Consider the following 25362-nt stretch of genomic DNA (forward strand, 5'->3'; position numbering starts at 1 on the left):
TGCTAGGTCGGTGTTCTGGGCATATGGGGAATGTGTGGTTGAGCACCTTCAGATCATCGCGCCTGAACTGATAGCCGCTGTGCTCAACCCGCTCCAGCCCCTTTTGACCAGGTCAGCGGTGCAAGGACAAGCCCTTTACCGCCTTGTCGACCGCCTTCTTCGGTCCACGCAATGCCAGCCCGACCAGGTTCAGATTCGCAGGATCTTCGGCCAGAAAGACTTCCCGATTGGCCTCATCGTGCCCGGTGGCGAACATCGCAAACACATAGGGCTGCATGGTCAGTTCACGCTCGCGACCGACGCGGTGCGCAGCCTGCAGGCCGGGCAGATCGGCCTCGAACACCAGCATGGGCTGACCAAGCATGCTGCCGTAGCGGTGGCCGCTGGCATCTACGTAGGGTTCGCCCAGCGCGTCGGGCGCGGCGGCGGCGATGCCGGTGGCCAGGAAGGCAACCACGTTCAAACGCTGCCACGTGGGCAGATCGTTGCGGACGATCAGGGCTACTTTGGTATCGAACACGAAAACATTCCAATCAAGGTCAGGGCAGCCATGATCGGAGCGTGCGTGTTTTCAATCTAGAACGTTTGTGCAGTGGCGTCGGTAGGCGGCGGGCGTGATGCGGTACGCGCGCTGGAACCAGCGGCCCATGTGGCTTTGGTCGGCAAAACCGACCTCCAGGGCCACTTGCGCCGGGTCTTGGCCGCCCGCAAGCAGGGCGCGCGCTTTGCGCAGTCGCAGCCTGACCAGGTAGGCGTGGGGTGACAGGCCAAAGCTTCGGCTGAACTGCCGGCTGAGCCGAAACCGGTCGATGCCGGAATGGCTGGCCAGCTCGTCCAGACCAATGTCGCGGCCCATCTGGGCGTGCAGAAATTCCTGTGCGCGCCCCAGCTGGGCCGCCGAATCATTGCTGTCCAAGGGAGCCCGGGTATGCAGATGCGTCGACATCAGCCCCATCATCCGGTCCAGACTCTGATCTCTTGCCAAACGGCCTTCGCTTTGATGTATCGCCAGAAAAGCTTGTTGAATGGCCTTGCTCAACAAGGCATCGTCGGTCAGCGTATTGCGAAAGGCCGGCAAAATGGCTGACGCATCCCACTGACCCAGCCGTTGCATCATGCTGGCCACCCATGCTTGCGGCAGGTACAGCATGCCGTAAGTGAAACCGACGTCTTCCGGTGCATGTCCATCATGGACCGCGCCCGGTTCGATCAGCATGGCGCGCCCCGGCGTGCTGGTGTGAACGGAACGATGGCAGCGAAAGCGCTGGACGCCCTGGTGGGTGATGCCGACCAGCACTTCGTCATGGTCGTGCGGGTCGTAGGCGTGACCACGGAAGTGCGCGTGTACGCTTTCAATGCCGGTGTCCGGGTCGCGGCGGATCTGGACCCAGTCTTCGTTTGCCGTGCGCCGCTTGCCGGTGCTCATGTTGCGTGCGTCCCTGTGCGTGAAATGCGCGGGCGACGCGGCGGGTTCTTGGTTCAGAACACGCCCGGATACCCGCCGCCGTCGATCAAGATGTTCTGGCCGGTCACAAAACCCGACTGCGCCGAACTCAGGTAAGCGCAAAGGTCGGCAAATTCTTCTGGCGTGCCGAAGCGTTTGGCGGAATTGGTGGACGCGCGGTCGCGCCACACTTCCTCGATGGTTTGCTCGCGCGCCTTTGCCAGTGCATGGCCGTGTTCTACCTGGGTCTCAGTCGCGAAGATGCCCGGCAACACGGCGTTTGCCGTGACATTGTAGGGCGCGGCTTCGCGTGCGATGCCTGCCATGAATCCGGCCAGACCCAGGCGTGGGCTGGTGGACAGCGCCAATGACAGAGGCGGTTCTTTCACGAAGCGTGAGGTCACGGCGATGATGCGGCCGAAACGGCGTTCGATCATGCCGTCCAGCACGCCTGTGATTAGCTCGACGGGCCCAAGCAGCATGGCGTCAGTCGCAGCCAGCCAGTCGGCACGGGTCCATTTGCGGAAGTCGTGGCCCCAGGTGGTGGGCCAACCGCCGTTATGCACCAGGATGTCCGGATTGGGCGCGGCCGCCAGCAAGGTGGCGCGGCCGTCTGGGGTGGACAGGTCGGTGACCACGGTGCGCACTTCTACGCCGTGGGCCGCCCGGATTGCCTGGGCCGCGTCTTCCAGCGGACCGGCGCTGCGGGCGGCCAGCACCAGGTTCACGCCTTCGGCGGCAAGTCGGGTGGCAATGGCTCGACCCAGTCCACGGCTGGCACCGCAGACGATGGCAAGCCGGTTTTGAATACCAAGATCCATGAGTGAGTCTCTGGGGGGATGGTTGTCTTGATCAGGTGACGAGGTGGCAGCGCACCACGCGGTCACCTACCTGTCTGGCCAAGGGCGATTCGCTGCGGCAACGCGCGATTGCCTCGGGGCAACGCGGGTGGAAGCGGCAGCCCGAGGGCGGATTGGTGGGGCTGGCGGGCTCCCCGACGGGCTCGGCCGTGTTCCAGGCTTGCTGGTCGCCATCGGGCGTCAACACTGACGCAAACAGCATGCGTGTGTAGGGGTGGCGGGGCTGGGTGGCGATGCCGGCTGCCGGGCCGGTTTCCAGCAGTTCACCGCAATACATCACTGCAATCACGTCGCTGATTGCGCCGACTGCAGGCAGGTCGTGCGCGATGAACAGGTAGGCCAGACGGTGTTTCTGCTGCAGCTCGGCCAGCAGATTCAAAATCTGCGCGCGGATGGACACATCCAAGGCTGAGATTGGCTCGTCCAGCACCACCAGCGAGGGTTTCAGAATCAGGGCGCGGGCGATCGCTACGCGTTGACGTTGGCCGCCAGAAAACTGGTGCGGATAGCGCTGGGCAACATCGGCGGGAAGTTCAACTGCCGCCAGCGCCTCGGCCACGCGTTCGGCGCGCTGCGAGGCGCTCAGACGTTCGTCTGACGCCAGCAGCGGCTCGGCAATGGTTTCGCCGATGCGCAGGCGGGGATTCAGCGACGCATAGGGGTCTTGAAAGACGGCCTGCACCTGCTGGCGGAAGGGCTTCAGTGCGCGTCCCTTCACGCCCTTCAGCGATTCGCCCTGGAACCGCAGTTCGCCCGATGTGGGTTCCTGAAGTTTCAACGCCAGCTTGGCAATCGTCGATTTGCCACTGCCGGATTCGCCCACCAAGCCTACGGTCTGGCCGGGTTGGATCGACAGCGAAACGCCATCGACCGCACGCACCACGTTGCGCGTTCCCCGCACCGGGTAGTGCATGGTGATGTCTCGAAGTTCCAGCAGGGCGCTCATGCGTGTGCCTCTGCGGGAACTTGGGTCAACCAACAGGCGGCCAAGCTGCGACGGGCGCGCGTGGTGGCGGTTGACGCTGGTGATGATGGGACAGGTGATGAGGCAACCGAGGATGCAACTGAGGAGTCAAGTGACAGATCAGCAGCCACGGAGGCCAACAAGGTCGGCGATGCTTCCCGGCACTTCGGCATCACATGCGGGCAGCGCGGCGCGAACGCACAGCCGCCTGTCACCTGACCCGGCCGTGGTGGCTGGCCGGAAATTGCCCGCAGCGACCCAGCACGTTCGCCGATGCGCGGCAGTGAGTCCAGCAATGCACGGGTGTAAGGATGGGCGGGCGTCTTGAAGATATCGGCAGTTGTGCCCAGTTCAACGATGCGACCGGCGTACATGACCGCGACCTCGTCGCAGATATTGGCCACGACGCCCAGGTCGTGCGTGATGAAGACCATCGAAAATCCATGCTCGCGCTGCAAGCCTTTCAGCAGACGCAGGTATTGCACTTGCACCGTCGGGTCGAGCGCAGTGGTGGGTTCGTCGGCGATCAGCAGTTTCGGGCTGGCCGCCAGCGCAATCGCGCCAGCCACGCGCTGGCGCATGCCGCCCGACAACTGGTGCGGATATTCGCGCAGGCGCTGCGCCGGTTCCGACAGCCGCACGCTGGCCAGCAGCTCGCGCGCACGGTCCCAGGCACTGCGGCGCGGCAGCTTCAAATGCCGTTGCGACACTTCCGCGATCTGCGTACCGATGCGCAGCAGCGGGTTCAGCGACGACAAGGGGTCTTGCAGAATCATCGCGATGTCTTTTCCGCGTATGTCGCGCAGCGCGGTTTCCGGCAAGGCAGTCAACTCACGGCCGTTGAAGTCGATTCGACCGCCAGTGCGCACCGCGCCCGCAGGCAGCAATTGCACCAAGGCTTGCGCCAGCGTGCTTTTGCCACAGCCGGATTCGCCAACCACGCCGAGCGTGCGCCCGGCCGCCAGCGAGAAGGACACGCCCGACAAGACGGGGATGCGTCCACCGTCGTAGGCGACGCCCAGGTCCGTGACCGAGAGCAAAGGCGCGTCGGACGTGCCCGTAATGCTGTTGATCTGCTCGCTCATGACAGCGGCCTCAGAGACGGGTCAAGGCGGTCGCGCAGCCAGTCGCCAATCAGGCTCGCGGCCAGCACCACCAACATGATGCACAGGCCGGGAAACACCGTCAGCCACCAGTAGCCCGCCATCAAGCCCTTGCGGCCGTCGGACAGCATCAGCCCCCAGGCCGGGCGTGGTGGCGGTACGCCTACGCCCAGGAAAGACAAAGATGCTTCGGTCACGATCACGGAACCCAGCATCAAGGTGGCCAGCACAATCGCCGTGTTGGCGACGTTGGGCAACAGATGACGCGCCATGATGCGCGACGGCGACGCACCGGCCACGATTGCCAGCCGCACGAAGTCGCGTTCACGCAGGGATAGCACCTCGCTGCGCACCACCCGTGCGTATCGGGTCCAGTAAACGGCCGCCAGAATCACCACCAGATTTGTTTCGCTGGGGCCGACAACTGCCGCCAGAAAGATGGCGAACACCAGCGAAGGCAGCGCCAGCCAGGCATCCACCAGGCGCATCATCACCTGATCGAACCAGCCGCCCAGATACCCTGCGGCAATGCCGATGGCCGTGCCCAACACGCCCGCGATGACGACCGACGTACCGCCCACGATCAGCGAGATACGGGCACCGAAAATCAGTTGCGACAACACGTCACGCCCCAGGTGATCGGTGCCAAGAAAGTAAGCAGCGCGTCCGCCGTCTACCCAGGCGGGCGGCAGGTAACGCAAGGACAAGGCGGCGCGTTCGGGGTTGTGCGGGGCAATGAAATCTGCGCCCAATGCCATGATCAGGAACACACCCAGGATGGCAAAGGCGATATACGGCAAGCCGCGCCAGCGCGCCTTTCGGGGGGCGGCGGGCACTGCAGCGGAAGCGGGAAGGGCGCTCACAGGCGAATCCTTGGATCGAGCGCGGACGACAGCAGGTCAGCCAGCAGGTTGACGAGAATGATCATGACGCCGGACAGCAGCACGGTGGTCTGAATGACGGGGAAGTCACGGAAGGAAATGCCTTCGTACAGCAGCCGGCCAATGCCCGGCCAGGCAAACAGCGTTTCCACCACCACGGCCGAATTCACCATCGACACCAGGTTGATGGCGGCCAGGGTCAGCACTGGAATCACGGCATTACGAAACGCGTGCTGCATGATCACGGTCCACGGACGCAGGCCTTTCAGGCGGGCCAGTTTCACGTAATCGGAAGACAGCACTTCCAGCATCGACGAGCGGGTCAGCCGCATGTAGGCCGCCGAGAAGTACCAACCCAGGGTGATGACGGGCATCACGAAGTTGGCCCAGCCACCGTCGCCAGACGAGGGCAGCCAGTCAAGCCGGACCGAGAAGAACAGCACCAGCAACATGCCCAGCCAGAATGGCGGCATGGCCAGTCCGCCCAAGGCCACGAAGCGGATAGCGTGGTCCCAACGGGTATTGGCGTACAAGGCCGCCAGCACCCCACAGGCCAGGCCAAGCGCCAGCGACCAGATGAAGGCCAGACCGGCAAGCATCAAGGAATTGGGCAGTCGTTCCAGGTACAGGTCGATCACGGGCATGCCGTGATAGATGGATGTGCCGAAGTCACCCTGCAGCGCGTCCACGACAAAGAACCAGAACTGCACGGGCAGCGAGTGATCCAGGCCCAGGCGAGTGCGCAGCGCGGCAATGTCTGCGGCGCTGGCACCAGGTTCGAGCAACATCAGGGTGGGGTCGCCGGTGAGACGGGTGAGCAGAAAAACTGTCAACGTCAGCACGAACAGCGAGACGACGGCATAGCCGACGCGGGTGTAGAAAAACCGAAGCATGAATCTGAAGAAGTGGCTTTGTTGGCACGAAAAGCCGGTGGGCCTGTTGCGTGTCCAGCCCCGATTGCGACGGGCGGTCAGCAGCTGCCCACGCGATTAACACGGCCGTGATGACGGCAGGTGGGCCGGGGATCGCGTGCCGCATGCTACGGCGTGCTGCTGCTACATAACAAATAACCGTTATGGATTTACTAACAAGAAATTTACTAATAGAAATTGCGTCGATATAAAGCCGCGCGCTGCTTGATACATTCCGCCAGCTTCATCGACTCGCTTCGCATTATGTTCAACACCTTCGCGTTCAATAAATTCGTCCGTCGTATCGCCGCCGTGTCTGCCGCCACGCTGATGTTCGGCGCTGCGCCCAATGCGGCAGCGCCTGCTGCGCCCCAGGGCACCCTGACCTGGGGCCTGAGCCTGTCGTTGACCAGCACCTTCTTCGATCCGGGCGAGACCCCGGGAACCGGCGCGCCCCTGTTGTTGCAATATGCGCAACACGATGCAGTGATCCGACCGATCGCGGGCAACCCGTCGGGCCTGAGCCTGGCGGACAAACTTGAACAAAGCGATGACGGCCTGACCTACACCTTTACGCTGCGTCCGAATCTGAGATTCCAGAATGGCGATGCGTTGACTGCCGAGGACGTGAAGTTCTCGTTCGACCGCTATCGCGGTGCCGGTGCGAAGCTGTTGAAAGACAAGGTGGCGGAAGTCGCGGTCCTTGATCCTTTGCGCGTGCGCTTCAAGCTCAAAGAGCCGTGGCCCGATTTCCTGACCTTCTACGGCACGACCGCAACCGGCGCAGCCTGGGTCTTGCCCAAGAAATACATCGAAGAAGTGGGCGATGAAGGCTTCAAGAAAGCACCGATCGGTGCTGGCCCGTACCGCTTGAAGGCATTCAAACCCGGCATCGAATTCAACTTCGAGGCCTCTGAGCACTACTGGCGCAAGACGCCGAACGTGAAGAACCTGGTGTTCCGCTACATCCCCGACCCGGCCACGCGACTGGCGGCGATCAAACGCGGCGAAGTCGATTTTGCCTACGCGCTGACCGGTGCACTGGGCGAGGAAGCCCGCCGTACCAAGGGCCTGACGCTGAAGACCGCGAATATTCCGGTGACGAATTTCATCGTTTTCGCCAGCCAATACGACGAGAAATCGCCCTGGAGCAATCCGAAAGTGCGCGAGGCCGCGGACATTGCGGTGGATCGCAAGGCGATCAACGATGCGTCGTACATGGGCCTGGCCCGCGAGTCGTACAGCGCCATTCCGCAAGCCATGGCCTTCTACTGGAACCCGCCGCAGTCGGTCTACGACCCAGCCCGCGCCAAGAAGCTGCTGGCCGAAGCGGGATACCCGAATGGCTTCGATGGCGGTTTCCTGCACACCGATGCCAGCGACCAGATTGGCGAGCCGGTGCAAAGTTACCTGGCCGAAGTCGGCATTCGTGTGCAGCTTCGCCCCAGCGAACGTGCGGCGCATTTGAAGCAGGTTGCCGAGAAAAAGCTGACCGGCCTGGTGTTGACCGGCTCTGGCGCGCCGGGCAATGCGGCTACGCGTCTGGACCAGTTTGTACGCACTGGCGGATCGATGTCCTACGTGAAAGATGCCGACATCGACACCTTGCTGGACCAGCAATCGCGCGAACTGAACAAGGAAAAGCGTACAGCCCAGCTGGCCCAGGTGCAGACGCTGCTGAGCGAGCGTCAGCGCTTCCTGCCGGTGCTGGAATACGCATTCGTAATCGTGACTGGTCCGCGTGTGGGCGTGGATGGTGTCAACCTGATTCCGGACAACCCGTACACCGGCCCGTATGAAGATCTGACCATCAAGCCGGGCCAGTAATGTCGGTGGATGCAAGCGTGGAAACCCGCCCGGTGACCAAGCAAAGCCAGGATTGGGCCTATGCCGATCTTCGGCAAGTGGTGGCGGCTTTGGCAGCAGGGCAGGTCACGGCAATCGACCTGCTGGAGCGCGCCTTGGCACGCATTGCCGAGCGCGATGGCGAGATCAACGCCGTGGTGGTGCATGACGCTGCCCGCGCACGGGTGGCCGCGCGTGCTGCCGACGCGGCCTTGCAGCGCGGCGAGCGTCTGCCCCTGCTGGGCGTGCCGGTGACGGTGAAAGAGTCTTTCGACGTGGCCGGCTTGCCGACTACGTCGGGTGATCCGGCCTACCGCGATTTGGTGGCTACGAAGGACGCTGCCGTGGTGGACGCGCTGCGACGCGCGGGTGCCATCATCGTGGGCAAGACCAACGTGCCGCTGGCCTTGGGGGATATTCAGTCCTTCAACGCCATCTACGGTCGCAGCGACAATCCGTGGAACCCCAGCACCACACCGGGCGGGTCTTCGGGCGGCTCGGCGGCGGCAGTGGCTGCGGGGTTTGTGGCGCTGGAGGTGGGCACTGACATTGGCGGGTCCATTCGCATTCCGGCGCATTTCTGCGGGGTAGCGGCGCACAAGCCGACTTACGGCATTGTGTCGATGGTGGGCAACGGCGTGCCGCCTGGGCGGTTTGCGGAACGTGACCTGTCCTGCGCCGGCCCCTTGGCGCGGCGTGCGGCAGACCTGTCGATTGCGCTCGACGTATTGATCAACAACGACCCGCTTGCGCGCAAGGCGATTCACGTCAGCTTGCCGCCTGCGCGCCACACCGCGCTGCGCGACTTCCGGGTACTGGTGCTGCGCGAGCATCCATTGCTTGCCGCCAGTGACGACGCCACGCTGCCGCTGGATCGGGTGCAGGCAATCTTGTCAGATGCCGGTGTAAAGGTGGACACCACCAGTGATCTGTTGCCCGATCTGGTGGCTTCGCACAAGGTCTACCAGCAGTTGCTGATCGGCACCAGCCTGGCCTACAAACCGGCCGCGTTCTTCGATACGGCACGTATTGCTGTCGATGCGTTGGCACCCGATGACGACAGTTTTGAAGCGGTGCGGGTGCGGTCCTCGTTCCTGAGCCATCGCGATTGGCTGCTGGCCAACGAGGCGCGTCTGGCCCTGCGTGATCGCTGGGAAAAGCTCTTCGAGACTTACGATGCGGTGTTGACGCCGGTGTCGGTCAGCGCAGCGTTCGCGCACGATCACAGCCAACCGCGTGATGCGCGGTTTGTCGATGTGCACGGCAGTGCGGTGCCGTATCTGAATCTGTTTGTGTGGGTGGGTGTGCCCACGGTGGCGGGCTTGCCTGCAACCGTGATTCCTGTGGCGCGCAACGCCAAGGGCTTGCCGGTGGGTGTACAGATCATTGGCCCGTACCTGGAGGACAAGACACCGTTGGTGTTGGCGGAATTGTTGGAGCAGCAACTGGGTGACTTTGTGCCGCCGCCGGGGTGGTAAGGCGGCTGCAAATCAAGCCTGTAGATCGAGCACGATCTTGCCTTGGGCTTGTCCCGTGGCCACGAGCTTCAATGCATCAACTGCCTGCTCAAGCGGGAAGCGCTGCATGATGCGGGGTTTCAGCTTGCCAGCCTCGTAAAAGCCATCAACCGTCTCCAGCGTTGAACGATCGCGATTGCCGAAAATGCGGTAGGCACGAACGCCACGTGCTGCCGCTTTCTCGGCTGAGGGCTCTGCGACGAGACTGACCAGCACGCCACCCGGCCGCAGCATCATCCAAGACCGCTCCTGGGCGGATGGGCCATACGCGTCGATGACCACGTCGGCATCGCGAATTTCCGTATCGGCACCGGTGGTGCGATCGACCACCACATCGGCACCGAGTGCAGTCACGAAATCGAGATTGCCCGTAGACGCCAATGCGGTCACATGGGCACCACGCGCTTTGGCCAACTGGACGGTGATCGACCCGACGCCGCCGGCCGCTGCGTGAATCACCACGCGTGTACCGTTGCCGACCTCTCCGCGATCAAGGGCTGCCGCAGCCGTTGCGGCAGCCGTCGGCAGCGCCGCCGCCTCGGCAAAGTTCATGTCCGCAGGCTTTCGCACCGCTGCTGCCGCAGGCACCAGCGCATAGTCCGCAAAGGCGCCCGCGATGCCCAGCAGCGCATGTATCTCGTCACCCACTTGCCAGTCGCTTTCGCCTTCCCCCACTGCTGCCACGACGCCGGCAATTTCGCCGCCGACGACGCTTGGCAGGTCGAGCGGAATCATCTGTTGCAGCATTCCTAGCGCCACGACGATATCCACCGGGTTTACACCCGCTGCGTGCACGCGGACCAGCAGTTGCCCAGGGCCAGGCTGCGGGACGTTTACTTCGTTCACACGCAGTGTTTCAAAGCCTTCAAAGGCTTCCAGTACCACGGCTCGCATTTTTGCTTGGTTCAAGTGTTCTTTTTTATCGCTGCTAATTTCAGTCTGTTGATGTTCGTTATTGCTCATGATCTTGTCCTTTGGGAATGTGTAGACGTGACAGTTCTGGCCTCTCGGGTGTGAGACCGTAAACCTTGAATTCGATTGGATGTGCCCGTTGTTTATCCGGGCAGGAAATTAGTCCCTGGCAATACCGCGCAGATGACTTGCAAATTCGGAGATGGCAACGCCGATTTCATTCGGGGCGGTTTCCTGAATATAGTGATAGCCAGGCACCGTCACCTCTGTCTGATTCGGCCAGGTTTTGGCGATGTCATAGAGACGATTCTTTAATAAGTAGCCTGGATCGGCCTTGATCATGAGCTTGGGAATTTCGCTGGTTGCCAGCCAACGCGAATATGCTTCTGCGACAGGTATTGTTTCCTCCGACATTATTTTCAGCGGCAGATCGATCGAAATCATCGGCCGACGATCTTCGCCGGGGTTGAGGAAGGGGGCACGGTAATAGGCCTTTTCGACGTCGGAGAAGTCGCGCGCGCCAAGCAGGAAATTGTCCAGAAAATCAAGTCCTTGCAGCGATGCCTCCATGGCATCCGGCGTAATCTGATTGATCTGCTGCTGCACGTAGTCGGGGAAGTCCGTCACTTCCAGTGGCGCGACGATCGATTCCATGTAGACAATGCCCTGTACGCGGTCGCTGTGCCTGCGCGCCCAGTCGAAGCCCCGAATCGAGCCGACATCGTGCAAGACCAGAATCACCTTGTCACCCATGTGCAGTGCGTCTAGCAGGCCGGACAGGTATTTGCTCTGTTCGCCGAATGAATAGCGCGATGGCCCAAGCGCAGGATCGAGTTTTTCCGAATCTCCCATTCCCATCAGATCAGGAGCGATCAGCCGGCCCATGCCTTTCAGATGCGGCATGACATTGCGCCAAAGGTATGAAGATGCGGGGTTTCCGTGTTGGAAAACGATCGCGGCACCTTCGCCCTCATCGATATAGGCCATTCGATGCCCATGAATATCGAGGAATTTCTTGGGGGCAAAGGCTTGAGCGGATGGCTGGTTCATTTTTACCGTCTAATGGAGTTATCTATCGATCAGATATGGATTATTTGCTCCAATAATCGGTGTTTCAAGTAGGATGAATTATCGACGCTAAGTATGGTTTTTATGACTAATGAGTTTGCAGAACAGCAATGCCCGCCGCTGGGCGCTGCCATTCTGCGAGTCCGCGTCAGATTACGCTGCCAGTCTCCGGCGTATCCGCCAAGGCCAGCGCTTCGGCAGCCGCCAAATTGGCTTCGTGCCAATCGGCATCTTGCAGGAACAGGCTGCGCGAGATGCCCTCTACCAGGCGCGGCGGGCCGAACTTCATGCCCGGCACGCCCAGGCTGACACGCCCCATGCTCAGCAGTGATGCAATGCCGAAGTCGTGGATGTGGTCCAGCCACGGCGCGACGTGCCCCGGCTTGGCGCAGTACTCGAAGTGCGGTCCCAGGTAGGGGGCTTGCGCCAGACTGTTCACCAGATCGGGCCGATCGTCAGCTGGTGGCGTGTAGCAATCGCGCCAAAGCGCGATGTCGTGGGCGACGCCCGCCAATTCTGGGCGGCGCGCCACGTCCACCGAGAAGCCCGTGCCCAGAATGATGAAATCGACCTCGTGTACACCGTGCGAGGTATCGATGCGAACCACGTCACCGTGCCCCTCGTGCTGTACCTGATTCCAGGTACACGATGTCGTCATGCCGAAGTTCTGGTGCCGCGTGCAGCGTTCAATGCTGTACGGCGGTGGCGGCGTACTGTGCCGGGCCAGGCGGCGCATGATGCGCCAGCGCTGATCGTCACCCAGGTCACGGAAGTACCGGTACAGGCCGGCAAATTCCAGTGGCGTCTTGATGGCCGGTTGCTCGATGCGCGCCCGGCGGGCGAACAGATGCACGCTGGCAGCACCGTGTTCCAGCGCGACTGCAGCATTGTCGAACGCTGATGCACCCGCGCCCAATACCGCCACGCGCTTGCCGCGCAGTGCGTGGAAATCGATATCGTCGGCGCTGTGCGCCCAGGTATGGCGGGGAAGGTTTTTGGTGAAGCCCGGCAGCAGTGGGCCAGCACTCGGCAAACCCGTGGCGAGCACCAGCTTTCGGGTGTGCCAAGTCTGCCGCACGCCGTCTTGCAGAATGTCCAGGGCCAGTAGGTTTCCTGCGGGCTGCACACCCAGCAGTTCAACGCCATTGCTGACCGGAATACCCGCCACACGACGGAACCACACCAGGTAGGCCATGAAGTCGGTATTGCTTGCCAAGGTCAGGGATTCCCAGGCGGCATCGCCATAGACGGCGGTGTACCAGGCAGGAAACGACAGGCTGGCGACACCAAGGTCGGGGCCGACCAGGGTTTTGGCAGTACGCAGTGTCAACATGCGCGCGTAGGTCAGCCAGGGGCCTTCGACGCCTGCCGGTGCGCGGTCGATGACCTCGATGTTGCTGATCTGTTCGCGCAGCAGGCCGAATGCGATGCCCAGGCCGCTCAGACCCGCGCCCACGATGACCACGTCGCGCACGCGGGCACCGTCCACGGTCTGTGGCCGCACCCATTGCTGGTGTGGAAAATCCCGATAAAGCAGTTCAGCTTGCGCGCGCGCTTCCAGCGCCGCCAGGGCGGCAGGGGTGACAACGCTCAAGATTCAAGCCCTCGCGGCCAGCGCGCGATCCAGGAAATCAAGGCGGTCCTGGCCCCAGAAGATTTCGCCATCCAACACATAGTTGGGGGTGCCGAAGATTCCCAGCGCAATGGCGTCTTGTTTGTTCTTGTCCCACTCGGCACGCACTTCATCGCGCGCAGCGTAGGCTTCAAGCGCTTCGCCATCCAGCCCGGTTTCGTTGGCGACCGCAATGCGAACTTCCGGCGCACGCACGTCGCGGTCGTTGGCCCACAGCGCTTCCAGCAGCCTGAGCGAAAGCGCGTTGGCATCCACACCCAACTGGCGCGCGGCGATCACCATCAAGCAGGAACCAAGCGGGTCGGTGGGGTAGAAGGCCGGCTTGAGTTTCAGCGGCAAGTTCAGGAATTTGCGCCAGCGGTCGAGTTCCAGCGCATGGTAATTCTGGCGCGCATCGGGGCGACTGCGCAGCGGAATACCGCCGTTTTCCTGCTGAACGAAGATCGGACGGGGCACGATGGTTGCCCCGTGTTTGGCTGCAATATCGTAGAACCGCTGCCCTCCCAAGTATGCCCAAGGCGATGACAGGGAGTGGAAGTATTCAATGATGAGAGCCATGGCGATCTACGCGACACATAATGTTCGGAAAAAGAAATTATCGCGTCAAAAGCATAAGGTAGGCAGCCAATTTCATTATCGTGTGGTTAATGAATATGCATATAACAAATCAATATTGATATTGGCTTGTGCATGGAATTTCCGGCACCCGTTGATTTTCTTTGGCAGCCCTTGCCAGACGAAAATCCTCAAGGGCTGAAGTGCTGCCGGATGGCCGCACTCAGCAAGTCGGTGATCGGATCTGTGTGGGCATCGGGCGCGCGCAGCAGCACGACTTCATGCGGCGGAGCGGCGGGCAGGTCTTCCAGCACGCGCATCAGCGGGCTAACGCGAGACCGGTCAACCATGCTGATTGCCATGCCGGCCTCGACACAGGTTTCCACCGCCTGCGAAGACGGGCTGCTGAGCACCACCCGCCAGGCGCGTCCGGACTGCGCCAGCGTGTTCAGCATCACTTCCCGATAGGGGCAGTCTGCCACGTGCATGGCAAGTGGCAGTGGTTCGTCCACAGACACGGGCAACGAATTTGGCGTACTTAGCCCGCGCGTCGCGCTGCCTACCCACACCGGTGTGGTTGTTGCCAAGGCATGGGGATCGGGACGTTTGCCAGTCGGCTGTATGGCCAAGGCCAGGTGCAGCCGTCCGCGTGCGATCTGATCGCGCAGGGCCAGACTTGCTGCAATGGTGATTTCCAGGACGACATTCGGCCAGCGTTCGGTGAACAGCGGCAGGATGTGCCGGATGACGTTCTCCGCGTATTCATCCGACATGCCAAGTTTTACGTGCCCCGTCAGGCTGCTGCCGTGCAGTTCACTCAAGACCTTGTCATGGGTGCGAAGCAATTCGGCGGTGCCCGCCAGCAGGCGCTGGCCCAAGGGGGTAAGCGACACAGACTGATTGTCGCGTTCCAGCAGCCGTCCGCCTGCCACTGCTTCCAGGCGTTGAATGTGCATGCTGACCGCAGCGGGGCTGCGGTTGACATGGTCCGCCGCCGCCCGAAACTGGTTCAGGCGCGCAACGGCGTGAAAGGTACGCAGCAGATCGATGTCCAGGGTGGCGCTTATGCTGGCATTCATGATTTCGATTTTCGATATGACTCGGTCAGTATATTTTGCTTTATTGAATCACGCTGCACTTTTAAGGTCATGGCAAAGGAGATTTGCGTATGACCCAGTCCACTTCGATTTCCAAGGCATGTAGCTATCCCGGTGACCCTTCGCATGACGATCACGACACGCGGACGTCCGCCGTTTGTTCGGCAAGCGCACGCAGCACGGCTTGCGTTGAGGCTCGCACGGTGTCCCACGCATGTTCCGCATCAAGCCCCCCGGCCGCGCCCAAACGCCTTGCGCTTGCCGCCGTACCGTTGATCGTGCTGGAAGCAGCGCTGGTAATCGCCTGGAGTTCGGGTTTCATCGGCGCACGTTTTTCCATCGACCACGCGCCCATCTTTTTGGTGGCGTTCTGGCGCTGCGTGGTGGTCGCCTTGTTGCTATTACCCTGGGTGGCAGCCGAGTTGCAGCGCACGCGTCCTGCCGTGCTGCTTCGCCATGCGGGTATCGGTGTGCTGGCGATTGCTGGCTACCTGGCAGGTATTGGCAAAAGCATCGAATACGGCGTGTCGGCCGGGTTGACCGCGCTGATTGCCGATCTGCTGCCCATCGGCACGGCAGTGCTGGCAACGCTTGTCTTGGGGCAGCGGCTTGGCCTGCGCACATGGCTGGGCCTGTTCGTGGGATTGGCTGGCGTGTTGCTGGTGACCAAGGACGCCTTGGCGTGGAGCGATGCGCCGTTGTGGGCATACAGCCTGCCTTTGTTGGGCATGCTGTCGCTGGCCTTGGCCACGCTTTGGCAAAAGCGCACTGAAGCTGGCGGCGTGCTTGGGTTGCTGCCAAATCTGTGTCTGCAATGCGCAGTCTCGGCACTGGTCTTCGCGGTGGTCGCGGGCATGGAAGGTAGCCTGCTGCCGGTTGCCAGCACAGGTTTTGCGGTCAGTGTGCTCTGGACGGCGTTGCTGCCCATGTTGGGTGGATACGCGTTGTACTGGATCTGCCTGCAACGCTCGTCACCGACGCGGGTGGCCAGTGTGCTGTACCTGAGCCCGGCCGTGACGCTACTGTGGGCATGGGCAATGTTCGACGAACCGCTGTCGTGGCTGATGCTGGTGGGAACAGTGGTGTCGGGCGCAGGCATCTGGCTGGTTACCCGCGCAGCGCGCCGCTGAGGTAGCGGCGCGCTGCAAGGTCATGCCGTGGCTGGGGTTCCAAAGGGCTATGTCAGACTGCGGTTCACTTACCCCGCGCCGCATCCATGCGTGACGTCTGGTACGCAAGCACCGATGCGAGCACCAGCAGCGCGACACTCGCCATGAAGGTCATGCGATAGCCAAAGCCGTCGTACAGCAAACCGCCCAGCGTCGATCCCAGCGCAATGCACAGCTGAATCACCGCCACCATCAGGCCGCCGCCTGCCTCAGCGTCTTTGGGCAAGGCCTTGGCCAGCCACGACCACCAGCCCACGGGCGCAGCTGTGGCCACCAGGCCCCACACGCCCAGCAGCATGAAGGTCGCGATCAGATTGCTGCCGAAGGTGATGAGCGCCAACGCGATGGCGGTCATCACCAGCGGAATCACGATCAAGGTGCGGTACATGCTCATTTTCAGAAACGTACCGATCAGCGTGGTCCCTGCAAAGCCACCGATTCCCATCGTCAACAGAATCATCGACAAGGTCGGTACATCGGCACGGGTCACGTTTTCCAGGAACGGCCGCACGTAGGTGAACAGCACGAATTGCCCCATGAAAAACGTGCCCACGGCCAGCATGCCCAGCAACACCAGCGGGTTTTTCAACAAGGTGACGACGTTGTTCGTGCCTGTTTCATGTGCTGCGGCTTTCATGGGTGGCAGGCTGATCCATTGCCAGGCCAGCGCAATAATTGCGACAGGAATCAGGCAGAAGAACGCACCGCGCCAGCCAATAACGCCGCCAAGATAGCTGCCCAAGGGCGCTGCAACCACGGTCGCCAAGGCATTGCCGCCGTTGAAGATCGCCAAGGCCTTCGGCACGCTGCCGGTAGGCACCAGTCGCATCGCAACAGCAGCTGACATGGACCAGAAGCCGCCCACCACCACGCCTATCAATGCACGGCCAATCATGTAGGTGACATAGTTGGGGGCCATGGCAACCACAAGACCGGATGCGCACATGACCGCAGTCAACAGCAGCAACAGTGTCTTGCGGTTCATTGTGCCGGCCAGGGTCGAGATCGACAGACTGGTCAGCACGGCGAAAGCACCCGAAATGGCAATGCCGTAACCGGCCAGGCCTTCGGTAACGTTCAAGTCTGACGCCATGGGTGTCAGCAGGCTGACCGGCATGAATTCCGAGGCGATCAGCGCAAAGACGCACAGCGTCATCGCAAAGACGCCGCTCCAGAAAGCGGGTTCCCCAGCCCGGTACGCGCCTGCGGCGGAGCCGATTTGAGAGGGAGAATGTTGAGCAGTCATGACACGATCACTATTCAAAAAAACTTTGCAGCAAGGGCCAACCGACACGACCTGTCGTCGACCGGCCCGCGCAGGCATGCCGCGAATAACGGAGATTTCGTTCAGGCTTTCAGGTGCTGCGTGAAGAAGGACGTGAGCTTGGTCCACGGAATCAACGGGCTGCGGTCGTACAGGTCGACGTGACCCGCGCCGGGCACCCACACCAATTCCTTGGCTGGGCCGGCAACCTGCATGTTGTATTGGTTTTTGAACGTGACTTTCTGCACAGTCACGTTGTCGCTTTTGAAGAAGTTGTCGGCACCAGCCGGCGCACGCGACAAATTTCCTGCACCCGCTGCCAATGCAGCACCCCCGTTGAGCGATAGGAAACCCAGTGCGGCCAAGCCTGCGCCGGTGGTCTTCATGAAGTCGCGGCGGTCTGGATTCTTGGTGTTTGCTGCCTCGATCTGCGGGTCGATGCCTGGTGTCGTGGTCATGGTCGATGGAGCCTTTTAAATTAGGATTCCATCTTGCGGGATCAGGCGGTATTGTTTTAGTGGGTACAATCTTGATGAAATTGTGAGCTAAATTCAGCAATGTCAAATCTGAAAGTCAATGACCTGCAGGCCTTTCTGGCCGTTGCCCGTGACCAGAGCTTTACCAAAGCCGCGGCCAGGCTTGGCATTACGCCATCGGCGGTCAGCCATACCATCAGGGCGCTGGAGGAAAGACTGGGGGTGCGCCTGCTGGCTCGGACGACGCGCAATGTGTCGCCCACCGAGGCAGGCGAGCGCCTGATGCGCTCGATCGCACCCTTGTTCGATCAGATTGCGGCAGAGGTCGATGCGCTCAGCGAGTTGCGGGACAAGCCGCGCGGCACCATCCGGGTGACATGCACCGATGACTCGCTGGAATTGTGTGTGCGGCCCATGCTGGCCAAATTTTTGGCCGAATATCCAGACATCACGTTGGAGTTCTATGTCGATTACGGCTTTACCAACGTAGTCGAAGAACGATTCGACGCTGGGATTCGTATGGGCGAGGCCATCAGCAAAGACATGGTAGCGGCGCGTATTGGCCCGGACTGGCGACTGGCCTTGGTGGCGTCGCCTGGCTATTTCGAGAAGAACCCGGTGCCAGCGACGCCGCACGAGCTGACCAAGTACGCCTGTATCAATATCCGGCATCGCCCAGCAGGGTCGGTCTACGCGTGGGAGTTTGCCAAGGACGGCGACGAATTCACCGTGAGGGTGGAAGGGCAGTTGGTGTTCAACAGCATGATGCATGTGCTGAACGCTGCGCTCGACGGTATCGGGCTGGCTTATGTGCCGGAGCAGTTGGTAGCGCCTTATCTGGCCGATGGCCGGCTCAAGGAAGTGTTGGCCGAGTGGTGCCCGACGTTTCAGGGCTTTCATTTGTACTACCCGAACCGACGCCAGGCATCGCCAGCATTTTCAGCATTCGTGGATGCGCTGAGATACCGGCGATAAGCTCGCGCTGGCGTGGCTGCTTAGGTGTTTGGGCACCATGCCAGCCAGCGCTTTGTCAGTAACGACGCCCTCGGCCACTCAGCCGACTTTCACCACCGGTACGTTGCGGTGGCGATCGCCTTGCGCGGTTCTCCATAGAAGCACCCGTAGGTGCAGCTCGCCACATAGGTCTTGTCCGTCAGATTGGTGATGTTCAAGGCCAGTTTCCACGGGCCGGTGGTGTAGCTGAGCATGGCATCGACCAGCAGGAAGGACGGCACCGTTACGCTGTTTCCGTGCGCCGCACCCCGAGTGCTGTCGACATATCGCACGCCTGCGCCGATGCGCAGCCCCGGCAGGCCGAAGTCACCGAATCCATAGTCGCTCCAGACCGACAGCTGGTTGTACGGGACGCTGTCCAGTCGTTTGCCATTGTCTTCTGGGGTGGCCGGGCTGGCCTGGGTCGTGCGTGCGTCTGTGTAGGCGTAGGCGGCGATCAGATTTGCGTTGCGACCAATGCGGGTGCGTGCTTCAAGTTCCAGCCCGCGAGAACGGGCTTTGCCGGCCTGGATGTTGAAGTCGCTGTTCTGCGGGTCGCTGACAAGCACATTGCGGCGTTCCAGTTGGTAGACGGCTGCAGACAGCATGGTGCTGGTGCCGTTTGGCTGGAAGCGCAGGCCGGCTTCGATCTGCCTGCCCTTTGAGGGTTCGAAGCGATTGCCGTCGCGTCCCACGCCGGTGCTGGGCTCGAAGGATTCGCTGTAGCTGGCGAAGGGTGCCAGGCCGTTGTCTGCCAGGTAAACCAGGCCGGCGCGGCCAGTGAAGGCGTGGTTGCGCTCGTTGTCGGCCCGGACGCCACCGAATACGCCCACGTCGTCGTAGCGCACGGTGTCGTAGCGGCCACCCAGCAGCACGACCCACTTGTCGGCGATCTTGAGTTGGTCCTGCATGTACACACCCAGGCGCGTGGCCTTGTTTCGGTACGAGAAGGTGTTGGGGATGCGTTCGGTGCCGATGGCCCCGGTGTAGATGGGCGCGAACAAATCGAGCGCAGAGGCTTCCAGTGTGTAGCGCTCGGTTTCCTCACGCGGCGCGGAGTAGTCCAGCCCGACCAGCACGGTGTGCTTCACCGGGCCTTGCGTGACACGGTATTCCACCGACGTATCGGACACGATGGACGAACTGTTGTCTTGTCGAAGGGTGGCCCAGCGCATGCCGGTGCGGCGCTGATCGTCGCTCACGCCACCCCAGATCTCGACATACGGAAAGTCGTTGTCCATGCGCGTGTAGCGCAGACTGTTGCGCAGCTTCCATTGGGCATCAAAAGCATGCTCGAACTGGTAGCCAACCGACACACGCTTGGTCTCGAAGCGGTCGAAGCCTGGCTCGCCAACAAAGCGATTCCGGGGAATGCGGCCGTTGATGTTGGGCAGGACAGTGCCTTCTGCGGGCAGGCCGTAGACGTAGACGGTCTTGTCCTTCTGATACTCGGCAAGCAGCGTCAGCGACGTTGCTGCGCTGGGCTGCCATTTGAGGGCACCCGACAGGTAGTCGCGGTCGTCGGGCACGTGGTCAACGAAGCTGTTGCTGTCGCGCTTCAGGCCGGTCAGGCGATACGACCAGACGCCGTCGTTGTCCAGAGGACCACCGAAGTCACCCGAGATCTGTTTGCGCTGGAACGAACCTGTCTCCACGTTCAGTTCGCGCAGGGGCTGGGCAGTAGGGCGTTTGCTGACGGTGTTGATGATGCCGCCCGGCGCGGCCGCACCGAACAACACCGACGATGCACCCTTGAGCACCTCGACGCGCTCCAGACCGTAGAGTTCCTGACGCCCGTCGTAGCGCGTGACACCGTAACGCAGACCGTCGCGATACATGGTGCCGAGGTCCGACGTGGCCTGGAAGCCGCGCAGGAAGAATTGGTCGGTGGTGCGGTCAGCGGCTTCGTTGCGCGCAACGCCGGCAACGTAGCCAAGCACGTCTTGCAGGCCCTGGGCCTTGAGCATCTCGATTTCTTCGGTGCCGACCACGCTGATGGACTGCGGCGTCTCTACGATTGGCGTGTCGGTCTTGGTGGCGGTGGCACTGCGCCGGGCAACGTAACCGTATACGGGGCCGGTGGGGGATTCCTGTTCGGTGTCGGCGGTCACGGTGACGGTGGGCAACACGGTGTTCCGGGGTGCTGCCGCCTCGGGCCTCGGCGGCGCAGCGCGCAGGCTGTAGTTGCCATTGCCGCTCGACACGATTTCAAGACCGCTGCCGGTCAAGGCTTGCGCGAAGGCTTGTTCAACGCTCAGGTTGCCGCGCACGGGCGCGCTGTTGCGACCACGTACCAGCGAAGGATCGACGGCGATGATGCGGCCGGCGCGGCGCGCAATGCCGGTTAGCGTTGCGTCCAGCGGACCGGCGGGCAAGTCGTAGGCGGCGAGCTGGTTGGCATTGGTCTGAGCACTGGTCTGCGCATTGGCACCGTGTCCGGCCAGCGCACCCGACATCAGGATCAACGTGGCAAACGATAGTGGTTGCAGCGCGCGAAAAGCTGCGGTGGGACGGATTCGGGTGTGCATGCGGTTCTCTGGATGGATGAAGAAGGCCGGAAACAGGTGCTTCATAAGCCTTGAACCGCGAGCGAAGAAAAGTGACAGGGCTGGCGCAAACTTTTTTTATTTGATGTCGATGGACACCCACCAATCGGTACGCCGCTGAACGGTGATCGGCAGTGCCTGTTCCAGCGCAGCCAGGGTGCGGTCGCTGTCGTCAAGCGGGAAACTGCCGGTAATGCGCAGGCGCGCGGCCTGCGGCGAGACGCGCAATAGCCCGGTGCGGTATGGGCGCAAGGCATCGACCACCTCTTCAAGACTGCGGTCGTGTACCTCGACAAAGCCGTCGGTCCATGCGCTTGCAGCGCGCGGCGTCATGGCGTCCAGCGTGGCACCCTGAGCGGTGAAGCGCGCGCTTTGACCTTGCTTGATGTTGATGGCCGCGCCGTGCAGCGGTTCGATGCGCACCGAGGAATGCAGCACCGCAACCAGCGTGCTGCCTTCGTGCTGGCTGACCATGAAGCGCGTGCCCAGCGCGTGCACGCGGCCTTGTGCCGTGTGCACGACAAAGGCGCGTGCAGCGTCTTGGGCAACGTCGACGATCAACTCGCCGCTGCGCAGATGCAACCGGCGCATACCGCCATCGAAGTCCATGTCGACCACGCTGCGTGCATTGAGCCACAGGCGGCTGCCATCGGGCAGTGCAATGACACGGCGCTCGCCGGTACCCGTCGTGAAATCGGCGACCAGGGCCGACAAGGGGCGCTGTCGCTCAGCCCAGAGCAGACCAAGCGCACCGCCCGCCAGCAGCAGACTCAATGTATTGCGCAGTCCGCGACGGCGGTTGGCACTGGGCAGCAGGCTGCGGCGCATGGCCTGTCGCCCCGCCGAACTGTCGGGAAGCTCTCTTATCCGGCCAAGCGCGTGTTCCATGTGGGTTGCCGCGGCCTCATGGCGAGGGTCTGCCTTGCGCCACGTGTCGAAGTCGGCACGATCACGCAAGGTGGCCTCGCCAGAGCGCAGGTGCACGGCCCAGGCAATGGCCTGCGCGGCAATCGGGTCCGGTGCGCCGCTGGCAGGAAACGCATCAGGGGGTGGACCGCTTGCCTCGGCTTCAAAGCGCCGCATAACAACGTGTCAGGGCGTCGGCCATGTACTGACGGACGCGGCTGGCCGATACACCGAGTTCGGCGGCAATTTCGGCATAGGTCAGCCCGTCCAGTTGGCTGAGCAGGAAAGCACGTCGTGCTTTGATCGACAGACCATCGAGCAGAACGCTGATGGCAAGCAGCGTTTCCAACATGATCGCCCGGTCCTCTTCTGATGGCACCAATGCTTCGGGCACCAGCGCTAGTTCTGCCAACCAAGCTTGTTCGAGTTTCTGGCGTCGCTGATGATTCAACAGCACGTTGCGCGCAACGGTACTCAAATAGGCGCGCGGCTCGTCCAGATCGGCCGGCATGCGCGAGGTAAGCAACCGCAGAAATGTGTCGTGCGCAAGGTCGGCCGCGCGATGGCTGCAGCCCAGTTTCCGGCGCAGCCAAGCCTGCAACCAGCCCTGATGCTCGCTGTAGAGCGCGTCGATGTGCGGGTAGGGCTGGGATGGCACGGCGGCAGCTTCCATGAGTGTCGATGCGAACGATTCGTATTTTACGATTCGACGCAGCGTAGCAAAGCTGGTGCACGGACGCCAGGGGATCGAATCCGGCGAGAAATAAAAAAGTCGATTCCGATGCAATTCGGAATCGACCCTTGTCTTGCTGGACCCGCGTCGCTATCGAGCGAGGCACAGGCCCGTGTCACACACCATGCGAATTATTCGGTTTCAGCCGAGACTTCGTCGGTCTTGCGGTTGTACTTCAGCGTGATTTTGTTGATTTCGCACAGGTCGAAACCCTTCCACACGACCTCAGAAGCGTCGTCGTCGAAGACCACTTTCAGGTCTTGCTTGCAAGCGGCGCTATCGCGGAACTTGAACAGACGCGACTTGTTTTTTTCCAGCACGACGTCGCCCATGCGGTCGACGCCCCACGAGTTGCGGTTGCTGGCCGACAGATAAACTTCGCGGATGTCGTAGCCGGTGCGGTTCAACAGCGTGAAGTCGGCGTCGCCTGCGAAAGCTGCCGAAGAGGTCAGTGCGGCAACGGTTGCCACAGCCAAAAGAGTGCGTTTGATGATCGACATGGGTGACAGCCTTTATTGTAAAAAAACCGGGTGGTTGACGAGCGAATTCTAGATAGCTATTGCAAATAAAAACTGGTTGTATCCAAGTATTTTTGCGCGCTCGTTGTATGGTCCTGACACCGATGTTTTTGGCATATTTATTTGCTGTCTCATCTGCCTGAATGAGGCGCTTTCTGGTAGTGGAAAAGCCCGCTGCTACGGGCTTTCAGGCCGATTGCTTCACGCATTTGGACGGGTTTTTCAGGATTTCAGTTTGCCGTCAGCAAGTCGGAAGCAATCAGTAACTCAGACGATTTCAAATAGCCCTGCAGCACCCATTCCGCCGCCCACGCACATGGTCACGACCACGTAGCGAGCACCCCTTCGTTTGCCTTCGATCAGCGCGTGTCCGGCCATCCGTGCGCCTGACATGCCGTAGGGGTGACCGATGGAAATCGCGCCGCCGTTCACGTTAAGCAATTCGTCGGGAATGCCAAGCTTGTCCCGGCAGTACAGCACCTGGCAGGCGAAGGCTTCGTTCAGTTCCCACAGGCCGATGTCGTCCATGCGCAAGCCGTGTTGCGCCAGCAGTTTGGGGACGGCAAGCACCGGGCCGATGCCCATCTCGTCGGGTGCGCAGCCCGCAACCGCCATCCCTCGGTAGATGCCCAGCGGTGCCAGGCCAAGGCGTTGGGCCTCGGCAGCTTCCATCAACACGCAGGCCGTTGCGCCGTCCGACAATTGCGATGCATTGCCCGCGGTGATGAAGCGACCTGCGCCAACTTGCTGGCCGCCTTTGAAGACGGGTGCCAAGGCTTGCAGGCTTGGCAAGCTTGTGTCGGGCCGATTGCCTTCGTCGCGGGCCAGGGTGACAGGGGTGTGTGTGATTGCACCAGTTGCTTTGTCCACGTCGCGGCGGACGGCTTGCATAGGGGCGATTTCATTGTCGAAGCGAGCAGCGGCCTGCGCGGCTGCCGTGCGCTGCTGTGAACGCAGGGCGTAGGCGTCTTGGGCCTCGCGCGACACGCCATAACGGTCGGCAACCAGTTCGGCGGTTTCCAGCATGCTCATGTAGACCGCAGGGCAGTCGCGCATCAGGTCCGGGTCGTGCCAGCGCGACAGGTTCATCTTGTCGTTCTGCACCAGCGAGATCGACTCCAGACCACCTGCCACGGTGATGTTCATGCCTTCATGCAGGATCTGGCGCGCAGCAATCGCAATAGCCATCAGGCCGGACGCGCATTGCCGGTCCACACTCATGGCAGGCACGCTCACGGGCAGGCCGGCGCGCAACGCGGCCTGGCGGGCGATGTTCATGTGGGTGCTGCCTTGTTGCAAGGCCGCGCCCAGGATCACGTCTTCAACCTGGGCAGGGTCGATGCCGGCGCGCTGCACGGCGTGGGCAATGGCATGGCCGCCGAGCGCGGGTGCCGTGGTGTCGTTGAACGCGCCGCGATAGGCTTTGCCGATGGGCGTGCGCGCCGTGGAGACGATGACAGCTTCTCTCATGGAAGTTTCCTGAGTCAGTATCGATGGGTGTGTGGGATCGCAGCGTTGCTGCTCTGGATGGCAGGCGGTCTTTCAGGAAGACCGCCTGCAGGCGTTACGAAGCGATCAATGTCTGCAAAGCGGCTTTCAGATGTGCGGGCAGTTCGACAGGGCGGTTGTCGGCGCGGCCCACGTAGGCGTGGGTGAAGCTGCCTTGCGCGGCGGCCAGGTCATCGTCTTCGCGGAACATCGCAAATTCGTAGGTGACGCTGGTGCGCCCCAGACGTCCGACGCGCACGCCGATCGTGACCCGGTCGGGAAAGGCAACCGGGCGGAAATAACTGGTGTTGGTTTGCACCACCAGGCCAATGATTTGGCTGTGCACCAGATCGAGCACACCCAGCTCGATCAAGGTTTGGTTGACGGCGGTGTCGAAATACTCGTTGTAGACCACGTTGTTCATGTGGCCGTAGACGTCGGTGTCGCGCAGCCGTGTGGTCATGGGCAGCAGGCGGGCA

24 protein-coding genes are annotated in these 25362 nt (G+C 61.7%); 4 read left to right on the forward strand and 20 right to left on the reverse strand.

What is annotated here, in order from left to right; translation table 11 throughout:
• Positions 1–112 precede the first annotated feature (112 nt).
• From FXN63_RS12740 to FXN63_RS12770, 7 genes are read right to left on the reverse strand one after another with little or no spacing between them, the layout of a single operon-like run.
• Complete coding sequence (locus FXN63_RS12740; RefSeq protein ID WP_148815362.1) at positions 113–520, reverse strand: DUF2000 domain-containing protein; 408 nt, start codon at positions 518–520, stop codon at positions 113–115.
• A gap of 51 nt (positions 521–571) precedes the next feature.
• Positions 572–1426 carry an AraC family transcriptional regulator gene (locus FXN63_RS12745; RefSeq protein ID WP_148815365.1) on the reverse strand — a complete coding sequence of 285 codons (855 nt, stop codon included), beginning with the start codon at positions 1424–1426 and terminating at the stop codon, positions 572–574.
• Positions 1427–1479: 53 nt separating this feature from the next.
• Positions 1480–2265: an SDR family NAD(P)-dependent oxidoreductase gene (locus FXN63_RS12750; RefSeq protein WP_148815367.1), complete on the reverse strand. Its 786-nt coding sequence runs from the start codon at positions 2263–2265 to the stop codon at positions 1480–1482.
• 31 nt (positions 2266–2296) lie between these two features.
• Positions 2297–3250, reverse strand: a complete 954-nt coding sequence (locus FXN63_RS12755; RefSeq protein ID WP_148815369.1) for an ABC transporter ATP-binding protein — start codon at positions 3248–3250, stop codon at positions 2297–2299.
• Positions 3247–4353, reverse strand: coding sequence for an ABC transporter ATP-binding protein (locus FXN63_RS12760; RefSeq protein WP_148815371.1), 1107 nt, complete (start codon positions 4351–4353; stop codon positions 3247–3249). The genes FXN63_RS12755 and FXN63_RS12760 overlap by 4 nt, the downstream gene beginning before the upstream one ends.
• Positions 4350–5234, reverse strand: a complete 885-nt coding sequence (locus tag FXN63_RS12765) for an ABC transporter permease (protein WP_148815373.1) — start codon at positions 5232–5234, stop codon at positions 4350–4352. Before FXN63_RS12765 ends, FXN63_RS12760 begins: the two co-directional genes overlap by 4 nt.
• Positions 5231–6145 carry an ABC transporter permease gene (locus FXN63_RS12770; RefSeq protein ID WP_148815375.1) on the reverse strand — a complete coding sequence of 305 codons (915 nt, stop codon included), beginning with the start codon at positions 6143–6145 and terminating at the stop codon, positions 5231–5233. Before FXN63_RS12770 ends, FXN63_RS12765 begins: the two co-directional genes overlap by 4 nt.
• 282 nt (positions 6146–6427) lie before the next feature.
• On the opposite strand from FXN63_RS12770, the gene FXN63_RS12775 reads away from it, so the two are divergent.
• Both FXN63_RS12775 and FXN63_RS12780 read left to right on the forward strand, forming a co-directional pair.
• Positions 6428–7990: an ABC transporter substrate-binding protein gene (locus FXN63_RS12775; protein ID WP_148815377.1), complete on the forward strand. Its 1563-nt coding sequence runs from the start codon at positions 6428–6430 to the stop codon at positions 7988–7990.
• A 17-nt stretch (positions 7991–8007) separates the two neighbouring features.
• Entirely contained in the window at positions 8008–9486 is a 1479-nt protein-coding gene (locus FXN63_RS12780; protein WP_246165125.1) for an amidase, read from the forward strand.
• 12 nt (positions 9487–9498) lie between these two features.
• Here FXN63_RS12780 and FXN63_RS12785 read toward each other — a convergent pair whose 3' ends face one another.
• The 5 genes from FXN63_RS12785 to FXN63_RS12805 all read right to left on the reverse strand — a co-directional run bounded on the left by FXN63_RS12785 (position 9499) and on the right by FXN63_RS12805 (position 14772).
• Positions 9499–10488, reverse strand: coding sequence for an NADP-dependent oxidoreductase (locus FXN63_RS12785; RefSeq protein ID WP_148815381.1), 990 nt, complete (start codon positions 10486–10488; stop codon positions 9499–9501).
• A gap of 108 nt (positions 10489–10596) precedes the next feature.
• Positions 10597–11487 (reverse strand): haloalkane dehalogenase, encoded by an 891-nt coding sequence (locus FXN63_RS12790; protein WP_148815383.1) that lies wholly within the window; start codon positions 11485–11487, stop codon positions 10597–10599.
• 166 nt (positions 11488–11653) lie between these two features.
• Positions 11654–13099 (reverse strand): FAD-dependent oxidoreductase, encoded by a 1446-nt coding sequence (locus FXN63_RS12795; RefSeq protein ID WP_187395189.1) that lies wholly within the window; start codon positions 13097–13099, stop codon positions 11654–11656.
• A gap of 3 nt (positions 13100–13102) precedes the next feature.
• A complete protein-coding gene (locus FXN63_RS12800; RefSeq protein WP_148815387.1) occupies positions 13103–13696 on the reverse strand; it encodes a 2-hydroxychromene-2-carboxylate isomerase in 594 nt (197 codons plus the stop codon).
• Between the two features lie 188 nt (positions 13697–13884).
• The gene (locus FXN63_RS12805) at positions 13885–14772 is read right to left on the reverse strand and encodes a LysR substrate-binding domain-containing protein (RefSeq protein ID WP_246165126.1); all 888 of its coding nucleotides are present in this window, start codon (positions 14770–14772) and stop codon (positions 13885–13887) included.
• Between the two features lie 89 nt (positions 14773–14861).
• Between FXN63_RS12805 and FXN63_RS12810 the strand changes: the two genes are divergently transcribed.
• Positions 14862–15920: a DMT family transporter gene (locus tag FXN63_RS12810; RefSeq protein ID WP_148815390.1), complete on the forward strand. Its 1059-nt coding sequence runs from the start codon at positions 14862–14864 to the stop codon at positions 15918–15920.
• Positions 15921–15984: 64 nt separating this feature from the next.
• Here FXN63_RS12810 and FXN63_RS12815 read toward each other — a convergent pair whose 3' ends face one another.
• Together FXN63_RS12815 and FXN63_RS26910 are read right to left on the reverse strand one after the other, a co-directional pair.
• Entirely contained in the window at positions 15985–17115 is a 1131-nt protein-coding gene (locus tag FXN63_RS12815; RefSeq protein WP_148815391.1) for an MFS transporter, read from the reverse strand.
• Positions 17116–17306: 191 nt separating this feature from the next.
• Complete coding sequence (locus FXN63_RS26910) at positions 17307–17681, reverse strand: hypothetical protein (RefSeq protein ID WP_222864121.1); 375 nt, start codon at positions 17679–17681, stop codon at positions 17307–17309.
• Between the two features lie 99 nt (positions 17682–17780).
• On the opposite strand from FXN63_RS26910, the gene FXN63_RS12825 reads away from it, so the two are divergent.
• Entirely contained in the window at positions 17781–18674 is an 894-nt protein-coding gene (locus tag FXN63_RS12825) for a LysR family transcriptional regulator (protein WP_148815394.1), read from the forward strand.
• An 89-nt stretch (positions 18675–18763) separates the two neighbouring features.
• Here FXN63_RS12825 and FXN63_RS12830 read toward each other — a convergent pair whose 3' ends face one another.
• The 6 genes from FXN63_RS12830 to FXN63_RS12855 all read right to left on the reverse strand — a co-directional run bounded on the left by FXN63_RS12830 (position 18764) and on the right by FXN63_RS12855 (position 25346).
• On the reverse strand, positions 18764–21220 hold the full coding sequence (locus FXN63_RS12830) for a TonB-dependent siderophore receptor (RefSeq protein WP_246165127.1): 2457 nt from the start codon (positions 21218–21220) through the stop codon (positions 18764–18766).
• 96 nt (positions 21221–21316) lie between these two features.
• Positions 21317–22321 (reverse strand): FecR family protein, encoded by a 1005-nt coding sequence (locus FXN63_RS12835; RefSeq protein WP_148815396.1) that lies wholly within the window; start codon positions 22319–22321, stop codon positions 21317–21319.
• Entirely contained in the window at positions 22308–22817 is a 510-nt protein-coding gene (locus FXN63_RS12840; RefSeq protein WP_148815398.1) for a sigma-70 family RNA polymerase sigma factor, read from the reverse strand. The genes FXN63_RS12835 and FXN63_RS12840 overlap by 14 nt, the downstream gene beginning before the upstream one ends.
• A 191-nt stretch (positions 22818–23008) precedes the next feature.
• The gene (locus tag FXN63_RS12845; RefSeq protein ID WP_148815400.1) at positions 23009–23377 is read right to left on the reverse strand and encodes a hypothetical protein; all 369 of its coding nucleotides are present in this window, start codon (positions 23375–23377) and stop codon (positions 23009–23011) included.
• A gap of 285 nt (positions 23378–23662) precedes the next feature.
• Positions 23663–24865, reverse strand: a complete 1203-nt coding sequence (locus FXN63_RS12850; RefSeq protein WP_148815402.1) for an acetyl-CoA C-acyltransferase — start codon at positions 24863–24865, stop codon at positions 23663–23665.
• 94 nt (positions 24866–24959) lie between these two features.
• Positions 24960–25346 carry an acyl-CoA thioesterase gene (locus FXN63_RS12855; RefSeq protein WP_148819277.1) on the reverse strand — a complete coding sequence of 129 codons (387 nt, stop codon included), beginning with the start codon at positions 25344–25346 and terminating at the stop codon, positions 24960–24962.
• Between the last annotated feature and the right edge of the window lie 16 nt (positions 25347–25362).

It is taken from the genome of Pigmentiphaga aceris (assembly GCF_008119665.1).
In the GTDB taxonomy this organism is placed as follows: Bacteria; Pseudomonadota; Gammaproteobacteria; order Burkholderiales; family Burkholderiaceae_B; genus Pigmentiphaga; species Pigmentiphaga aceris.

Bases quoted from the DNA above. Each gene is read 5' to 3' on its own strand.
- FXN63_RS12850 (WP_148815402.1), bottom strand. From the start codon at position 24,865: ATGAGAGAAGCTGTCATCGTCTCCACGGCGCGCACGCCCATCGGCAAA.
- FXN63_RS12785 (WP_148815381.1), bottom strand. From the start codon at position 10,488: ATGAGCAATAACGAACATCAACAGACTGAAATTAGCAGCGATAAAAAA.
- FXN63_RS12790 (WP_148815383.1), bottom strand. From the start codon at position 11,487: ATGAACCAGCCATCCGCTCAAGCCTTTGCCCCCAAGAAATTCCTCGAT.
- FXN63_RS12840 (WP_148815398.1), bottom strand. From the start codon at position 22,817: ATGGAAGCTGCCGCCGTGCCATCCCAGCCCTACCCGCACATCGACGCG.
- FXN63_RS12805 (WP_246165126.1), bottom strand. From the start codon at position 14,772: ATGAATGCCAGCATAAGCGCCACCCTGGACATCGATCTGCTGCGTACC.
- FXN63_RS12750 (WP_148815367.1), bottom strand. From the start codon at position 2,265: ATGGATCTTGGTATTCAAAACCGGCTTGCCATCGTCTGCGGTGCCAGC.
- FXN63_RS12845 (WP_148815400.1), bottom strand. From the start codon at position 23,377: ATGTCGATCATCAAACGCACTCTTTTGGCTGTGGCAACCGTTGCCGCA.
- FXN63_RS12800 (WP_148815387.1), bottom strand. From the start codon at position 13,696: ATGGCTCTCATCATTGAATACTTCCACTCCCTGTCATCGCCTTGGGCA.
- FXN63_RS12745 (WP_148815365.1), bottom strand. From the start codon at position 1,426: ATGAGCACCGGCAAGCGGCGCACGGCAAACGAAGACTGGGTCCAGATC.
- FXN63_RS12825 (WP_148815394.1), top strand. From the start codon at position 17,781: ATGTCAAATCTGAAAGTCAATGACCTGCAGGCCTTTCTGGCCGTTGCC.
- FXN63_RS12855 (WP_148819277.1), bottom strand. From the start codon at position 25,346: ATGACCACACGGCTGCGCGACACCGACGTCTACGGCCACATGAACAAC.
- FXN63_RS12815 (WP_148815391.1), bottom strand. From the start codon at position 17,115: ATGACGCTGTGCGTCTTTGCGCTGATCGCCTCGGAATTCATGCCGGTC.
- FXN63_RS12810 (WP_148815390.1), top strand. From the start codon at position 14,862: ATGACCCAGTCCACTTCGATTTCCAAGGCATGTAGCTATCCCGGTGAC.
- FXN63_RS12775 (WP_148815377.1), top strand. From the start codon at position 6,428: ATGTTCAACACCTTCGCGTTCAATAAATTCGTCCGTCGTATCGCCGCC.
- FXN63_RS12835 (WP_148815396.1), bottom strand. From the start codon at position 22,321: ATGCGGCGCTTTGAAGCCGAGGCAAGCGGTCCACCCCCTGATGCGTTT.
- FXN63_RS26910 (WP_222864121.1), bottom strand. From the start codon at position 17,681: ATGACCACGACACCAGGCATCGACCCGCAGATCGAGGCAGCAAACACC.
- FXN63_RS12755 (WP_148815369.1), bottom strand. From the start codon at position 3,250: ATGAGCGCCCTGCTGGAACTTCGAGACATCACCATGCACTACCCGGTG.
- FXN63_RS12770 (WP_148815375.1), bottom strand. From the start codon at position 6,145: ATGCTTCGGTTTTTCTACACCCGCGTCGGCTATGCCGTCGTCTCGCTG.
- FXN63_RS12760 (WP_148815371.1), bottom strand. From the start codon at position 4,353: ATGAGCGAGCAGATCAACAGCATTACGGGCACGTCCGACGCGCCTTTG.
- FXN63_RS12830 (WP_246165127.1), bottom strand. From the start codon at position 21,220: ATGCACACCCGAATCCGTCCCACCGCAGCTTTTCGCGCGCTGCAACCA.